General features: G+C 70.7%; 12 protein-coding genes. 8 read left to right on the top strand and 4 right to left on the bottom strand.

Annotation, left to right across the window (positions count from 1 at the left end; all coding sequences use genetic code 11):
- Nucleotides 1-188: 188 nt before the first annotated feature.
- The 3 genes from pflA to M2283_RS41640 form a co-directional block, all read right to left on the bottom strand.
- A complete protein-coding gene (gene pflA, locus M2283_RS41650) occupies nt 189-935 on the bottom strand; it encodes a pyruvate formate-lyase-activating protein (protein WP_280881780.1) in 747 nt (248 codons plus the stop codon).
- Entirely contained in the window at nt 932-3,190 is a 2,259-nt protein-coding gene (gene pflB, locus M2283_RS41645) for a formate C-acetyltransferase (protein WP_280881778.1), read from the bottom strand. The genes pflA and pflB overlap by 4 nt, the downstream gene beginning before the upstream one ends.
- Before the next feature lie 150 nt (nt 3,191-3,340).
- Complete coding sequence (locus M2283_RS41640; RefSeq protein ID WP_280881777.1) at nt 3,341-4,264, bottom strand: carbamate kinase; 924 nt, start codon at nt 4,262-4,264, stop codon at nt 3,341-3,343.
- A gap of 450 nt (nt 4,265-4,714) precedes the next feature.
- Here M2283_RS41640 and M2283_RS41635 point away from each other — a divergent pair, with 450 nt between their 5' ends.
- From M2283_RS41635 to M2283_RS41605, 7 genes are all read left to right on the top strand, one after another.
- Nucleotides 4,715-5,179, top strand: a complete 465-nt coding sequence (locus M2283_RS41635) for a Crp/Fnr family transcriptional regulator (protein ID WP_280881776.1) — start codon at nt 4,715-4,717, stop codon at nt 5,177-5,179.
- A 647-nt stretch (nt 5,180-5,826) separates the two neighbouring features.
- Nucleotides 5,827-6,528 (top strand): response regulator transcription factor, encoded by a 702-nt coding sequence (locus tag M2283_RS41630; protein WP_280881775.1) that lies wholly within the window; start codon nt 5,827-5,829, stop codon nt 6,526-6,528.
- A 99-nt stretch (nt 6,529-6,627) separates the two neighbouring features.
- Nucleotides 6,628-6,969: a hypothetical protein gene (locus tag M2283_RS52045; RefSeq protein ID WP_432423202.1), complete on the top strand. Its 342-nt coding sequence runs from the start codon at nt 6,628-6,630 to the stop codon at nt 6,967-6,969.
- Nucleotides 6,970-7,392: 423 nt separating this feature from the next.
- On the top strand, nt 7,393-10,086 hold the full coding sequence (locus M2283_RS41620) for a bifunctional GNAT family N-acetyltransferase/acetate--CoA ligase family protein (protein WP_280881774.1): 2,694 nt from the start codon (nt 7,393-7,395) through the stop codon (nt 10,084-10,086).
- A gap of 12 nt (nt 10,087-10,098) precedes the next feature.
- Nucleotides 10,099-10,815 carry a CBS domain-containing protein gene (locus M2283_RS41615; protein WP_280881773.1) on the top strand — a complete coding sequence of 239 codons (717 nt, stop codon included), beginning with the start codon at nt 10,099-10,101 and terminating at the stop codon, nt 10,813-10,815.
- Nucleotides 10,816-10,845: 30 nt separating this feature from the next.
- Nucleotides 10,846-11,355 carry a flavodoxin domain-containing protein gene (locus tag M2283_RS41610; protein WP_280881772.1) on the top strand — a complete coding sequence of 170 codons (510 nt, stop codon included), beginning with the start codon at nt 10,846-10,848 and terminating at the stop codon, nt 11,353-11,355.
- 215 nt (nt 11,356-11,570) lie between these two features.
- Nucleotides 11,571-13,316, top strand: a complete 1,746-nt coding sequence (locus M2283_RS41605; protein ID WP_280881771.1) for a sensor histidine kinase — start codon at nt 11,571-11,573, stop codon at nt 13,314-13,316.
- A gap of 243 nt (nt 13,317-13,559) precedes the next feature.
- Here the strand turns inward: M2283_RS41605 and M2283_RS41600 are convergent, their stop codons facing one another.
- Entirely contained in the window at nt 13,560-14,234 is a 675-nt protein-coding gene (locus M2283_RS41600) for a CBS domain-containing protein (protein ID WP_280881770.1), read from the bottom strand.
- A 476-nt stretch (nt 14,235-14,710) separates the two neighbouring features.
- On the opposite strand from M2283_RS41600, the gene M2283_RS41595 reads away from it, so the two are divergent.
- Nucleotides 14,711-15,619 carry a universal stress protein gene (locus tag M2283_RS41595; RefSeq protein ID WP_280881769.1) on the top strand — a complete coding sequence of 303 codons (909 nt, stop codon included), beginning with the start codon at nt 14,711-14,713 and terminating at the stop codon, nt 15,617-15,619.
- The last annotated feature ends 1 nt before the right edge of the window (nt 15,620 follow it).

Here is a 15,620-nt window from a genome sequence, read left to right as displayed (position 1 = left end):
TGTCGTCCGCTCGGTGTCTGACGCTCCTCACTCTCGTCCCGCGGCGCGGCCGGCGCCGGATGCCGAAGGTCCCTGGCCGCGGGGCTGAACGGCCCCGCCCCCAGGGACTGTTGGGGTGCGTGCCCGGCACCCGGCGCCCCGGACACGCCTCGCCTGTCGCGGCCGTGTGCCTGCCGGCGGAACCGCGATCAGTAGGCCGGCAGACCGTGCGCCCGGAACTGTTCACGGACACGCTCGACCAGTTCGGGAGTGGGGACGGGAATGTCACGCAGCGGGAACGGGATGCCGAGGGCCTCGTACTTCGCGGCGCCCAGCTTGTGGAACGGCAGGATGTCCACGCGGTCGACCGTGCCGAGTCCTGCGACGAAGTCGGCCAGACCGTCCACGGATTCCGTGTCGTCCGTCCAGCCGGGTACCAGGACGTACCTGATCCACATGCGGACGCCGAGTCGGTCGAGGCGGCTGGCGAAGTTCAGGGTGGGGGCGAGCTCGCCGCCCGTCAGGTGGCGGTAGGCCGTGCGGTCGAAGGACTTGATGTCCAGGAGCACCAGGTCTGTGTCGGCGAGGAGTTCGTCCGAGGCGCGGGCGCCGAGGAAGCCCGAGGTGTCGAGGGCGGTGTGCAGTCCGGCCTCCTTGCAGCGGCGCAGGACCTCGCCGGTGAAGGCAGACTGCAGCAGCGGCTCGCCACCGGTGACGGTCACTCCGCCGCCGGCGATGGTGATGAACGCGCGGTACGTCTCGATCTCCGCCATCACCTCCTCGACCGTCGCCTCCCGCCCGTCCCGCATGTGCCAGGTGTCGGGGTTGGCGCAGTACAGGCAGCGCAGCGGGCAGCCGCTGACGAAGAGGACGAACCGGGTCCCGGGCCCGTCCACGCCGGTGGACAGGTCCCAGGAGTGGATCCGGCCGGTGGTCACGGCTCGGACGGTGCTCACAGCGATCCGTGGAAGGTGCGGCTGATCACGTCGAGTTGCTGCTCACGGGTCAGGCGGACGAAGTTGACGGCATATCCGGAGACCCGGATGGTCAAGTCCGGGTACTTGTCGGGGTGTTCCATGGCGTCTTGCAGCGTGGAGCGGTCAAGGACGTTCACGTTCATGTGGAAGCCGCCCGCGGCCATGTAGGCGTCAAGGATGCCGACCAGGTGCCCGGCGCGTTCCTCGGGGCGGTGGCCGAGTCCCTCGGGGGTGATGTTCGTCGTCAGCGAGATGCCGTCGCGGGCCTGTTCGTATGGCAGCTTGGCCACCGAGAGCGCCGAGGCGGCGACCCCGTGCCGGTCGCGGCCGTTCATCGGGTTGGCTCCGGGGGCGAAGGGCTGTCCGGTGCGGCGGCCGTCGGGGGTGTTGCCGGTGTGCTTGCCGTAGACGACGTTCGAGGTGATGGTGAGCACCGACTGGGTGTGTTCGGCGTTGCGGTAGGTGGGGTAGTGGCGCACCTTCGCCATGAAGGACTCCACCAGGCCTACGGCGATGGCGTCGGCGCGGTCGTCGTTGTTGCCGTACGCCGGGAAGTCTCCCTCGGTGCGGAAGTCGACGGCGAGGCCGGTGGCGTCCCGGAACACCTTCACCCGCGCGTACTTGACGGCGGACAGACTGTCCGCGGTGACCGACAGGCCGGCGATGCCGCACGCCATGAAGCGGTGGACGGGGTAGTCGTGCAGGGCCATCTCGATGCGCTCGTAGGCGTACTTGTCATGCATGTAGTGGATGACGTTGAGCGTGTTGACGTACGTCCTGGCCAGCCAGTCCAGGACGCGGTCGTAGGCCGCCGACAGCTCGTCGTGGTCCAGGTACTCGCCGGCCAGCGGAGGTGTTTCGGGTGCGACTTGTTCGCCGGTCATCTCGTCCCGGCCGCCGTTGACCGCGTACAGCAGCGCCTTCGCGAGGTTGACCCGGGCTCCGAAGAACTGCATCTGCCTGCCGACCCGCATCGCCGACACACAGCAGGCGATCGCCGTGTCGTCGCCGGTGCACGGGCGGATCAGCTCGTCGGACTCGTACTGGACGGCACTGGTGTCGATCGAGACCTGAGTACAGAACTCCTTGAAGGCGCGGGGCAGTTGGGGCGACCACAGGACCGTCAGGTTCGGTTCGGGCGCGGGGCCGAGGTTGTAGAGAGTCTGCAGGAAGCGGAAGGACGTGCGGGTGACCAGTGTCCGCCCGTCGGCACCCATGCCCCCGATGGACTCCGTCACCCAGGTCGGATCGCCCGAGAACAGGGCGTCGTACTCGGGCGTGCGCAGAAACCGCACGATCCGCAGCTTGATCACGAAGTCGTCGATCAGCTCCTGGGCGCGCGTCTCGTCGAGGACACCGTCCGCCAGGTCTCGCTGAAGGTAGATGTCGAGGAAGGTCGAGGTGCGGCCCAGCGACATCGCGGCGCCGTTCTGCTCCTTCACGGCGGCCAGGTAGCCGAGGTAGAGCCACTGCACGGCCTCGTGTGCGGTGCCGGCGGGCCGGGAGACGTCACAGCCGTACGTGGCCGCCATCCGCGTCAGCTCGCCCAACGCCCTTATCTGCTCCGAGAGTTCCTCCCGGTCACGGATGACCTCGACGGCGGACGCGCAGGCGTCGAGCATGGCCCGCTCCGCCTTCTTGACCTCGATCAGCCGGTCCGTGCCGTACAGCGCCACGCGCCGGTAGTCGCCGATGATCCGGCCGCGCCCGTAGGCGTCGGGCAGTCCGGTGATGATGCCGACCTTGCGGGCCGCCCGCATCTCGGGGGTGTAGGCGTCGAAGACACCGTCGTTGTGGGTCTTGCGGTAGGTGCCGAACACACGAGTGACGAACGGGTCGGGCTCATAGCCGTAGGCCTTCAGGCTGTTCTCGACCATGCGCAGGCCGCCGTTCGGCATGATCGCGCGCTTCAGCGGAGCGTCGGTCTGCAGGCCGACGATCAACTCCCGTTCACGGTCGATGTATCCGGGCGCGTGTGAGGTGATGGTGGAGGGGGTGGCGGTGTCCACGTCGAGGACGCCCCGGCTCCGCTCCTCCGGGAACAGGGCGCTGACCTTCTCCCACACGGCCCGCGTACGGTCGGTGGGGCCGGTCAGGAAGGTGGCGTCCCCTTCGTACGGCGTGTAGTTGGCCTGGATGAAATCGCGCACGTCGACGCGCTCGCGCCACGGCGTGCCGACGAAGACGCGCCATGCCTCGGTTGCGAGCGTTCCCGCTGTCACTGTCGCTGTCATCGCCGGTTCTCTCCCTTGCTCCGCACTGGGATGTCTCCCTGACTCCATGCTCGGGCGACGCGCTCGTCGTCGGCAGGGCCGGACAGGGGCGTGGACCTCGCCGTCCGGCCCCCTGCGGCCAGGGCCGGACGGCCCTGCGGTCGGTGACCGTCACCCGGCGGGCAGGTCCGGGCGCACGAGCGTGCCCGACCTGCCGTGGACGATCTCGTACGCCGCGTCCAGGGCCCCTATCGCGGCCAGTCCCCCGGTGCGTTCCACGAACCGGGCGGCGGCCTCGGCCTTGGGACCCATCGAGCCCTCGGGGAAGCCGCCCCGGCGCAGATCGGCAGGGGTGGCGCCGAGGACAGGCTGCTGCTCGGGAGTGCCGTAGCCGGTGTAGACGCAGGGCACGTCGGTGAGGATGAGCAGGAAGTCGGCCTTGAGGTGCTCGGCGAGCAGCGCCGCCGTGAGGTCCTTGTCGACGACGGCCTCTGCCCCGGTGAGGGCGCCGGTGTCGGGGTCGGCGATGACGGGGACGCCTCCGCCGCCGGCGCAGATGATGAGCGTGCCGCTGCCCAGCAGGTCGTGGACGGAATCGCTCTCCAGGATGCGTTCGGGTGCCGGGGAGGGGACGACACGGCGCCAACCGGTGGTGTCGGCGCCGATGTGCCAGCCGCGTTTACGGGCGAGCACGGTCGCGATGTCGTGGGGGTACACCTGGCCGACGAACTTGGTGGGGTGCTCGAAGGCCGGGTCGTCGGCCCGGACGAGGGTGTGGGTGACCAGCGCGGCTATCCGGCGTCCGGGCAGGGCGTCGTGCAGGGTGCGGACCAGCAGGGAGCCGATCATGCCCTGGGTCTGGGCACCGAGCAGGTCCAGCGGGTAGGGGGCGCTCAAGGCCGGGTCGGCCGCGCTCTCGACGGCGAGCAGGCCGATCTGGGGGCCGTTGCCGTGGGTGATGACGATCTCGTGATCGTGGGCGAGGGCGGCGATCGCGGTGGTCACCCGGTCGATGTTCGCCTCCTGAACGACCGCGTCGGGGTGTTCGCCGCGGCGCAGCAGGGCGTTGCCGCCCAGCGCGATGACGATGCGCATGGCTCAGTCCTCCAAGGTGGCGACGCGTACGGCCTTGATGGTGTGCGGCCCCTTCTCCAACAGGTCGAGACGATCGGCGCGAGTGAGGTCAACACGCCGTCTGTGACCTCCGGTTCGGGCGGGGCCGACAGACGGTGCATGCACTCGACGTCGGGGTCTCCAGTGGCGGCCGGCGTCCCACCGACCTGGTACGGGAGGGGCAGCCCGATCCGCCGACAACCGTCAGAGGCTGGGAGGGAGTGAGGCATCCCCAGCTGGCCCCTCCACCCAGCGGGGGCGGGGCGTCTCACGCACTATGAAACAGCTTGGGCGGTGGCGCCACAGCGTGCCGGAAGTCCTCTGCTCAGAGCCGAGTGGCCCGGCCGGTGGACCGGGTGGCCCATGGCCGGCCGCCGGGCGTCGGACACACCCTGGTCATGACAGTTCCCACGTCTTGTCGGGAGGCACGCCATGATCGCCACCACTACGCCCAGCATGCCGCGCGCGCTGCCGGCCGAGCACCGGCAGCGGCTCATGGGCTTCGCCCACGAGGTCTCCTTCCCGCAAGGGACGCGCCTGTTCGAGGAGGGCAGCCGGGCCGACCGGTTCTGGATCATCCGCACCGGCACGGTCCAGCTCGACATGCATGTGCCGGGTCGCCGCGCGGCCGTCATCGAGACTCTTCGGCACAACGAACTCGTGGGCTGGTCCTGGCTGTTCTCCCCACACGCCTGGCACCTGGGTGCCGAAGCGACGACCCCGGTGCGGGCGTACGAGTTCGACGCCACGGCCGTCCGTCTGATGTGCCGGGAAGACCCGGCCCTGGGCAACGCCGTCGCTCAATGGGTCGGTGACGTGCTCGCCCACCGCCTCCGCTCCTCCCGGACCCGGCTGCTGGACCTGTACGCCCCGTACGGCGCCGGCAGCCGGGACTGAGCGAGCCGCGAACCGAAGCGAAACCAGAAGGTGAGGGAGTGTGTCGTCGGCGTCGCATCGGAGGCCCATCCGCTGCCCAAGGAGAAATTCCACTCCTGTGACCCCGGACTCTCTCGTCTCGACCTCGCTCGACCCGGGGCACCCACCTCACGTAGCTGCCGCGCCTGCCCGACCCGACAAAGGGCGGCGCGAGTTCGCCCTTGGGACTGGTGAGATCGCATGTTGGGGTGTCGCGTGATCCTGGCTGACGCCCGCAGCTCCATGACGCTGAGTGAGCGGTCAGGACTGCCTGGAGCGGCACCCCCGAGCCGACATCCTCCCGCGGCCCGTCAGCCGACGTAAGCCGGTCACCGCGCCCCAGACACGCCGCCCGCATACGGAACCATCAGCCTTAGCCACCAAACCAGACCAGACCCGCTCAAAAATCCATACCGGAAGTTGAGAAGCGGGCACTCGGCACCGCATGAAAGGTCTCACCGGCCGATCACCGGCGCCAAGGGCCGCCAGGCCATGACCGTTGGGCCGATGACGGTGCATCGCGAAGCCGACTGGGGCCGGTCGGCCCTAGTGCATCCGGGTCCGGCGAGCAATGATCGTCCTTACGGGCAGCTCGCAGACCGTCCGCCACCGCGGAACAAGGGGTCGTCATGGCCGAGACACGCACCTTCACGCAGCAGCACCCGATCCGTGTCTTCCTGCTGGACGACCACGAGGTCGTACGACGCGGCATCACCGACCTCCTCGGCACCGAACCGGACATCTCGGTGGTCGGCGACGCGGACACCGTCGAGCACGCCCTCGCCCGCTGCCCCGCACTGCGCCCGGACGTCGCCGTGCTCGACGTACGCCTCCCCGACGGCGACGGCATCACCGTCTGCCGGGAACTGCGCAGCCGGATGCCGGAATTGGCCTGCCTCATGCTGACCTCGTTCGACGAGGAGGACGCCCTGCTCGACGCGATCATGGCAGGGGCCTCGGGCTACGTCCTCAAACAGATCAGAGGTTCCGACCTGGTCTCGGCGGTACGGACGGTCGCCTCGGGCCAGTCCATGCTGGACCCCGCGACCACGGCCCGCCTGATGCGCTCGCTGCGCGCCGACCCCACCGAAACGCCCACCGTCTCCCCCGAGCTGGCGAGCCTGTCCCCCCGCGAACGGGACATCCTCGCCCTGATCGGGGACGGCCTGACCAACCGCCAGATCGGCAAGAAGCTCTACCTGTCGGAGAAGACCGTCAAGAACCACATCTCCCGGCTGCTGGCCAAACTCGGCGTCCAACGCCGCGTCCAGGCCGCGGTCCTGGCCTCCCAACTGGAGCAACCCCACACCGGCGGCCGCCCCACGAAGTAAGCGCCGGCTGATGTCCTGAGCTGCCTGCTTTACGTCGCGCGGGTCACGGTCGGGCTTCGGCGCGGGCGCCTTGTTCATGGTGCGGACCTTGAGGTCTTCGTGAGCGATGAAGTCATGTGCGCGGACCAGGCCGAGCGCGGTCTGGTGTGCGTGGTCCAGGCGCCGGCGCCGCACCTTGCCGTGGAGCTGGGCAACCTTCTCCACCGCGCGCTGGTGGTTGGCGGTGCGGTCCTTTGCCTTGCGGCGCGGGAACCGGGACAGTGCCTGCTGATCGGTGTCGACAAGAACACCACCGTCGTCTTCCCCGCCCCGCTGATGAGCACCATCGGTGAGCTCGGCTCCTTCCTTGCCCGCGAGACCGCGGCCGCAGGCTCCGCGACGCCGCCGCCCGCCTCCCGTCTCCCGTCTCCCGCACCACGACCGGCCCGGACGCCGTACTGAACGGGGCGACCAAGACCGTTTGATCAACCTCGTCACCGTGGCGGACCACCGCCACGGCCCGGGCCGAACCACAACGTCCGCAGACCACAGCGTGCAATGCCCGTCGTGGTGCCGCCGACTCGCATGTGAACAGACAGCGAGGAAGCCCCCTACGAGTACCCGCATGAACAACGAGGCACCCGACGCCGCCCAGCCGGTTCCGCAGGTCCCGCCCTCGGACGAGGCGGCGCCTGCGGGGCGGTTCGCTCTGCCCACCGCCACAGTCGTGCATCTTCGACCCGGCGCTGATGCAGGCCGGCGTCACCCCGCCCGGGCCTGGGCTTTAGGGCCGACCGGCCCCCGACGTGCCCCCGGACAGCCCATGGGGTGACTGCCCGATCTGCTGGATGCTCGAAAGGTCAAAAGGCCTGGAGGAGACCCACGATGACGGATGACACGCTCAGTCGACCCACAGTCCACGCCCTGCTCTCGGACGGCACCACCGTGTGCATACGTCCCGTGCGGCCGGGCGATCACGAACAGCTGCAGGGGCTCTACGAGGAGATGTCCGCGGAGAATCTGCGGCTGCGGTTCTTCTCGGCGAGCCGGCGTTCCGCCGCGATGGCCGCCGACCGCGCCGCCGCGCCGCCGCGCCCCGGACACCGGGCGCTGATGGCCGAGTCGAAGGACCAGGTGATCGGCCTGGCCGAATACGAGGTGGGCGACGACGCGGCCTCGGCCGAGATGTCCATCGCCGTGACCGACACGCTGCACCACCACGGCGTCGGCACGCTCCTTATCGAGCATCTGGTCTCCGCAGCCCGTGCGGACGGCATCACCGCGTTCACGGCCGACGCGCTCTCCGAGAACCACGAAGTGCTTCGGCTCTTCGCCGACCTGGGTCTGCGCACCACACGTCGTTTCGAGGGTCCGGAGGTGCGCTGCGCCATCGAACTGGACGAGGACGACGCCTATCTCTCCGCCGTCGAGGCCCGCGGCCGGGCCGCGGACGTGGCCAGCCTGGAACCGCTGCTGCGGCCGAACGCGATCGCCGTGGTGGGCGCCGGGCGCAGGCCCGGATCGGTGGGGCGGGCTCTGCTGCACCATCTGCACGAGGGCGGCTTCACCCGGCGGCTCTTCGCGGTGAACCCCCGTGCGACGTCGATCCTCGGCGTGCGGTCCTACCCCTCGGTCGGCGCGCTGCCCAAGGTCCCGGATCTCGCGGTCCTCGCGGTGCCCGCGGCAGCCCTCCCCGACGCCGCGGAGGAGTGCGGCAAGGCCGGAGTACGGGCACTGCTCGTCGTCTCGGCCGGCCTCGACAGCCGGCAGGCGGAAGCCCTCATGGCCACGTGCCGCGCGTACGGCATGCGCCTGGTCGGCCCGAACTGCCTGGGCATCTCCAACACCGACCCGGCGCTCTCCCTCGACGCCACCTTCGCGGCGGATCATCCGCGCCCCGGCACGGCGGGCGTCGCCGTCCAGTCCGGCGGCGTCGGCATCGCCCTGCTCGACGGGCTGTCCCGGCTCGGCGTCGGTGTCTCGTCTTTCGCGTCGCTCGGCGACAAGTATGACGTCAGCGGCAACGACATGCTCCAGTGGTGGGAGAGCGACGAGCGCACCGAACTCGCTCTGCTGCACCTGGAGTCCTTCGGCAGCCCGCGGGCCTTCTCCCGTACCGCCCGGCGTGTGACCCGCCGCATGCCGGTGCTCACGGTCGACGCGGGCCGCACCGACGCCGGCCGTCGCGCCGCGGCCTCGCACACCGCGGCCGCTGCCACCCCGACCATGACCCGGCAGGCGCTGTTCACCCAGGCCGGCATCACCGCCACGCACTCGGTGGGTGAACTCCTGGAAACCGCCGCCCTGTTGCGCTCCCAGCCGCTCCCGACGGGGACCCGCGTGGCCGTCGTCACCAATGCGGGCGGCACGGGTGTCCTGGCCGCGGACGCCTGCGCGGAAGCGGGGTTGTCGCTTCCGCTGCTCCCGCCTGCGGTGGTCGAAAGCCTGTATGCCGTACTGCCCGACGGGTCCACCGTCGCAAACCCCGTCGATGTCACCGCCGCCGTCACGGAGGAGCAGCTCGGCGACTGCCTGGACCGGATCATGCAGCACCCGGGCATCGACGCCGTCCTGCTCGCCCTCGTCCCCACGGCCGTCGCGGCCGCGACCGGCGACGACCTCGTGCGGGCCCTCACCAGCGGCCCCGCACGCCGTGCCCATCCGGTCGCCGTCGTACGCCTGGAGCAGGACCTGCCGGTCAAACTGCTGCCTGCGCGGGACGGCGGCACCATCCCGTCGTACGCCGAACCGGGTTCGGCGGCCCGGGCGTTGGCCCACGCCTCTCGCCGTGCGGCCTGGCTGAGCCGGCCCGCGGGCACGATCCCGGAGCTCGCACAGGTCGACGCGGCCCGGGCCCGCGCGATCGCCGAGTCGTACCTTGCCGCCCATCCGGACGGCGGCTGGCTCGACCCGCGCACCTGCGCCGAACTCCTCACCTGCTACGGCATTCCCCAGCTCCCGTGGGCCTGGGCGGCGATGGAGGACGACGCCGTCCTGGCAGCCGAACGGCTGCGCGGCCCCGACGGCCGGGTGGTCATGAAGGCTCACTGGCCCGGTCAGCTGCACAAGAGCGAGCAGCACGCCGTGCACCTCGATCTCGAAGGGGAGGCCCAAGTCCGTGCCGCCTTCCGGGACTTCGAGAGCCGGTTCGCCGGCCTGATGACCGGGGTGGTCGTCCAGCCGCTGGCCGCGCGCGGCACCGAACTGTTCGCGGGCGTCGTCCAGGACGAGGTCTTCGGCCCGCTCGTGCTGTTCGGACTCGGCGGCACCGCGACCGAGGTCCTGGCCGACCACGCTGCCCGCCTCGCCCCGCTGACCGACCACGACGTGCACGACCTGATCACCGCCCCGCGCTGCGCACCGCTCCTGTTCGGCGCGCACGGCAGCGGACCCGTCGACCTCCAAGACCTCGAACAGCTGCTCCTGAGGCTGTCCCGCATGGCGGGCGATCTGCCGCAACTCGCCGAGGCCGACTTCAACCCCGTCCTCGCGGCGCCTGACGCGGTCACCGTGCTCGACGCACGCGTCCGCCTGCTGCCGCGCAGGGCTCAGGACCCCTATCTGCGCCGACTGCGCTGAGGAGGAACGGACATGAAGCACGACAAGGTCGGATCCGTGATGGCGACGGAGGTCGTCCGGGCGCTGTACGGCACCCCGTTCAAGGAGGTGGCAGGGCTCCTCGCCGAGCACCGCATCAGTGGACTGCCGGTGATCGATGAGGACGAGAAGGTCATCGGGGTGATCTCCGAGACCGACCTCATGGTCCGGCAGGCGGAGACATCAGACCTGGGCGGGCACAAGCGCCGCTTCCGGCTCGCCGGGCTGACCCGCGGCGCGCGCAGGCCGCCCGCGAAGGCGCATGCCCGTACCGCCGGACAGCTGATGTCCGTGCCGCCGGTCACGGTGTACGCCGACGACACCATTGCCGAGGCCGCCCGGACCATGACACGCAACCGTGTCGAGCGGCTGCCGGTGGTGGACGAGGAGGACCGACTCGTCGGCATCGTCACCCGCCGCGACCTGCTCCAGGTCTTCCTGCGGCCCGATGCGAAGATCCGCCGCGAGGTGATCGACGAGGTGCTGGTCCGCTCGCTGTGGCTGGCGCCGTCGAGCGTGGAGGTCGGTGTGGACGAGGGAGTGGTGACGCTCACGGGCCATGTGGAGCGCAGGAGCGAGGCGGAGATCGCCCTCGCCATGACCAACCGGGTCGACGGTGTCGTCGCGGTGGTCGACAAGCTCATGTACCGGCTGGACGACTCGCACCTGCGGCCGGACGAGCCGGCCGTGCACGGTGTGACCGGGGAATGACTGCGAAGGCCCTGAAGGAGGAGCACGATCATGCTGAGCAAAGTGCTGGTTGCCTACGGAACGACGAACGGTTCGACCGCGCGGATCGCCGAGACCGTCGCCGAAGTCCTGCGCGAGGCGGGAGTGTCGGCCGCGGCGGTGTCCGCCCGGTCCGTGACGAACGTGGAGTCGTACGACGCGGTGGTGGTGGGTGGCGGGCTGTACGCGGGACGCTGGCACAAGGATGCCCGCCGCTTCGTGCGCCGTCACGGCCGCGCGCTGGCCGCAATCCCGCTGTGGTTCTTCAGCAGCGGGCCGCTCGACGCCACGGCCTCGGAGCGGGACATCCCGCCCGTGCCCGGTGTGCGGCGGGCCATGCTGCGGCTCGATGCCAAGGAACACGTCACCTTCGGGGGCTGTCTCGACGAGGGAGCGACAGGATTCATCGCCCGGAAGATCGTCTCCTCCGGCAAGGGCGGAGACTTCCGCGACTTCGAGCAGATAAAGGCGTGGGCCGCGCGGATCGGCACTCAATTCGCGGCCGAGCCGCAGAGGAGCTGAACCATGCGGGCCTCCTCCCGCCCCTGTGCGCCGTGTTGAGGGGCATCGGGAGCGCACCCGCACTTCCCCGATGCCGCTCAACACGGTCCGCACCATCGAGATCCCCACCTGTCCTCGACCCGTCCGACGGCGCTTTCGAGACCCCCGGACAGTACGGTGAAAACAGGGGAACTGGTTCGAGCCCGCCTTGTCTGCAATATCGGTCGGAGGAAGCCATGAGCGGGGATGGACGCGGCGGTTCCGAGGAGCATGTGCCCAAGCTGCGGCTCGATGAACTGATGGGCGAGCTGCAGGTGCGCATCGACGCGGTCCGCGGCACCCGGGACCGCCTGCACGGCCTGCTGGAGGCCGTCCTGTCGGTCGGACGGGAACTCGACCTGCCGCAGGTGCTGCGCAGCATCGTCGAGGCCGCGGTGGTGCTGGTGGACGCCGAGTACGGAGCGCTGGGCGTGATCGGTGCCGACCAGAAGCTGTCCGAGTTCCTGACCGTCGGCATCGACGAAGAGGGGCGGTCGGAGATCGGCGCGCTGCCCAGCGGGCACGGGCTCCTGGGAGAGCTGATCCGGCACCCGGTGCCACTGCGGCTGCCGGAGCTGTCGGAGCACCCGGCGTCGTACGGATTCCCGCCGCACCACCCGCCGATGCATTCCTTCCTCGGCGTACCGATCCGGGTGCGCGAGGAGGTGTTCGGGAACCTCTACCTCACCGAGAAGCACAGCGCCAGGGAGTTCGACGCGGAGGACAAGTCCGTCCTGTCGACCCTGGCGGTGGCCGCCGGAGTGGCCATCGAGAACGCGCGGCTGTACGAGGAGACCAGAATGCGCGAGCGCTGGCAGCGGGCCGGCGGCAAGGTCACCAGCATGCTCCTGACCGGTGCGCCGAGCGCGGACGTGATGGAACTGATCGTCGACGAGGCCCGGAAGATCGTCTCCGCCGACATGGGGCTGATCGCGGAGCGCGTACCGGGCGAGGAGACACTGCGGCCGGCCCTGGCCGTCGGCCTGGGCCGAGAGGAACGCAGCGGTCTGGTGTTGTCCGCGCGGGACGGTTTCGTCGGAGCGGCACTCGGCGCTGCGGAGCCGGTGGTCAGCGCCGACATCGAGCACGACTCCCGCACCGGCGAGGGCGAAGCCCAGTGGGCCGGGCTCGGACCCGTGGTCGCGGTGCCGCTCGGCGCCGGCGGGAAACCGCGGGGCGTGTTGCTGCTGGGGCGTGTGCCGGGCGGTACGCCGTTCGGCGACGTGGACACCGGGCCGCTGCTCGGGTTCGCCGACCAGGCGGCGCTGGCGCTGGAACTGGCCGAGCGGCGGCGGGACGCGGACAAGATCACCCTGCTCCAGGACCAGGACCGCATCGCCCGCGACCTCCATGACCTCGCCATCCAGAGGCTGTTCGCGGCCGGCATGACCCTGCAGAGCACCCAGCGCTTCATGGAGCACCCCGAGGGCCTGGAGCGGCTGACACGTACCGTCGACGACCTCGACGAAACCATCAAGATCATTCGGTCCACGATCTTCGGTCTCCGCGCCCATGGCGGGGGCGGGCGGGAGAGCGACGGACTGCGCGGCCGGGTGGCCGAGGCGGTGAGGGCCTCGGCAACGTCACTCGGATTCCCGCCCGCCCTGCGCATCGAGGGGCTCGTCGAGACCGATGTCCCCGGCGACATCGCCGACCATGCGATCGCGGTGTTGAGCGAGGCGCTCAGCAACGCGGCCCGGCACTCCGGAGCACAGGCGGTGGACGTCCGCCTTCAGTGCGCCAGGAGCGAGTTGACGCTCACGGTGACGGACGACGGCTGCGGAATGCCGGGTGACGCCGGGCGCAGCGGGCTGAAGAACATCCAGGAGCGGGCCGTCACCCTCGGCGGAACGCTGACGCTCGGCGAACGGCCGGAGGGCGGCGGCACGCGGCTGGTGTGGCGGGTTCCCGTGAATGCGGACGGCGCCGCGGCCGGAGGCTGACCGCAGAAGGGCGCGGCCCGGCGGCAGGCCCGGACGACGAGGCGGGGCAGGGCGGACTCGGTACGCCGGGTGGCCGGTGGAGTGGAGTCAGGCCGGTCGAGATGGCCGGCCAGGACCGCCCGTCCGGACGCGGCGCTGGACGCCGAGTCCGGCCGCCGGCCGGGGGATGTGGTTCTTCACCGGAACCGGGCGCGCCAGGGCTGACCGGCCCGACCCGACGATGGCCGTCGGGTCGGCTGCCGGTCACTGCTCCGGGCGGCGAGCCGGGCCTGCGAGTTCGCACTCCACGTCCACCACACCCTCGACGGCCCGCACCAGGCGTGCGGCCACGGGCACCAGAGAGGTGTCCCTGACACGCCCGGCGAGTGTGACGACCCCGTCCTTCACCTGCACACGGACGCGCGAGTACGCCGCGGGGAACAGATACGACACGACTTCCCTGCGGACCTCCTCGGCGACTTCCTCGTCGTCCCGCAGGAACACCTTCAGGAGGTCACCGCGGCTGACAACGCCTTCCAGCCTGCCTGTGTCATCGACGACGGGAAGGCGCTTGACCCTGGCGTGCGCCATGGTGCGGGCAGCCTGCGCGAGGGTCGCGTTCGCGTGGACGGTCAGGGCCGGGGACGTCATCAGCTCCTCGGCGGTCACGGCGCCGGCCTTGGCCAGATCGGAGAAGCGCCGCAGCTGTGTGTAGCCGTCGGGGTCGGCGTCGCGGAACTCCTCCTTGTACAGCAGATCGGCCTCGGAGACGACGCCGACCACCCGGCCCTCGCCCTCAGCGTTGCCCTCCAGAACGGGAAGGGCGCTGACCTTCCACCGTTCCATCAGCTGCACGATCTCCTTGAAGTCGGCGCTGCGGCCGATGGAGACGACGGTGTGGGTCATCACGTCGCTCACGATGTGCGGGGTGCCGTGCACAGTGACTCCTTGGTCGGTTCCGACGATTCCGTCGTGGTCGGGTCAACGAGAGCTGTCGCTGCCGTAGGGCGCGTCCACATCCGGCAAGAGGGTCCTCGGCGTCGAACTCGTACGTCTTTCTGTGCCGGCCGCTCGGCGGGCAGCGCCCGCAGCATGGTGGACGTAGCGGAAGCGCTCATGGTCCTGCCGATTCCTGGGGCGCGACCCCGCCGACTCCAATCTCTTCTCGTCTCCCGTCCTCCGCCATGGGCCATCCGGCCCCGGGACCGGGCCGCATGGCATCGGCCGGCGCGATCGGCACGGCCCGTCCCGCGCCGCGAGGTGCGGGAGGCCGCCGGGCCGTGCGCGGCGGGACGGCATCAGGGCCGAAGGGCCCATCGCAAGGGCCTGTCCGGCCTCTGCTCCGGTGCTCACCCCGATACCAGACTCGGTGGAGGAAGAAGAACCCACGGGCAGCAACGCCGGAGGTACGGATCATGCTTCGACACGTCACCGCGGGGATCGACGGGTCTCCCCAGAGCCTGGCCGCCGCGCACTGGGCGGCACGGGAAGCCGCGCGCCGGGGCGCGGCGCTGCATCTGGTGCATGCCTGGGAGTGGCATCCACGTCCTGCCCCGTCCGTGCCCGCGGACATGTCCCAACGGGCCTTGGCCGAAGACCTGCCGGAACGGGCGGCGGACAGCATCCGCGCGGCGCACCCAGGTCTGCAGGTCAGCGGGCAGGCGGTGGCGGACTCCCCGGTAGCCGTCCTTCTCAAGACGGCCGAGCAGGCCGAGCTGCTGGTCCTCGGTTCCCGTGGATTCGGCGGTGTCGCGGGGTTCCTGATGGGGTCGGTGTCGCAGCGGGTTGTCGCCAGGGCATCCCGTCCCGTGGTGTTGGTGAGGGTGGGCGGGAGCGCCGCCGATGAGCACTTCTCGGCACCGGACGGCATTTCTCCGGACGAGATACCCGGAATCCCGTACCGCGATGTCGTGCTCGGTCTCGACACCGGCCGGCCCTGCGAAGAACTGATCGAGTTCGCCTTCGACGCCGCCTGGCGCCGGGACTCCTCGCTGCGCGTGATCCACACCTTCAGCCGGCCGCCGGACTTCGCGGCGGCGGACGCGCTCGTCCCGATCAGGGGCCCGGAGCTGCTCGCCGAGCACGAGCACGCCGTGATCGCCGCGCTGCGCCCATGGCGCGAGAAGTTCCCCGAGGTCGCCGTCGTCGAGAGCGTCACCGAAGGACGTGCGGCCGACGAGCTGATCAGCGCCTCCGCCGGAGCCGCCCTCGTCGTGGTGGGACGCCGGACGCGCGAAACCCGTCTCGGCACCCACATCGGCCCCGTCGCACACGCGGCGCTGCATCACGCGCCCTGCCCCGTCGCCGTCGTCCCGCACGCCTGAA

The organism is Streptomyces pseudovenezuelae, from assembly GCF_029892565.1.
Lineage (GTDB): Bacteria > Actinomycetota > Actinomycetes > Streptomycetales > Streptomycetaceae > Streptomyces > Streptomyces pseudovenezuelae_A.
Note: the sequence above shows the minus strand (reverse complement) of the source record. Positions and strands in the feature narration are given on the sequence as shown.

Bases quoted from the DNA above. Each gene is read 5' to 3' on its own strand.
- M2283_RS41630 (WP_280881775.1), top strand. From the start codon at position 5,827: ATGGCCGAGACACGCACCTTCACGCAGCAGCACCCGATCCGTGTCTTC.
- M2283_RS41635 (WP_280881776.1), top strand. From the start codon at position 4,715: ATGATCGCCACCACTACGCCCAGCATGCCGCGCGCGCTGCCGGCCGAG.
- M2283_RS41640 (WP_280881777.1), bottom strand. From the start codon at position 4,264: ATGCGCATCGTCATCGCGCTGGGCGGCAACGCCCTGCTGCGCCGCGGC.
- M2283_RS41595 (WP_280881769.1), top strand. From the start codon at position 14,711: ATGCTTCGACACGTCACCGCGGGGATCGACGGGTCTCCCCAGAGCCTG.
- M2283_RS41620 (WP_280881774.1), top strand. From the start codon at position 7,393: ATGACGGATGACACGCTCAGTCGACCCACAGTCCACGCCCTGCTCTCG.
- M2283_RS41615 (WP_280881773.1), top strand. From the start codon at position 10,099: ATGAAGCACGACAAGGTCGGATCCGTGATGGCGACGGAGGTCGTCCGG.
- pflB (WP_280881778.1), bottom strand. From the start codon at position 3,190: ATGACAGCGACAGTGACAGCGGGAACGCTCGCAACCGAGGCATGGCGC.
- M2283_RS41605 (WP_280881771.1), top strand. From the start codon at position 11,571: ATGAGCGGGGATGGACGCGGCGGTTCCGAGGAGCATGTGCCCAAGCTG.
- M2283_RS41610 (WP_280881772.1), top strand. From the start codon at position 10,846: ATGCTGAGCAAAGTGCTGGTTGCCTACGGAACGACGAACGGTTCGACC.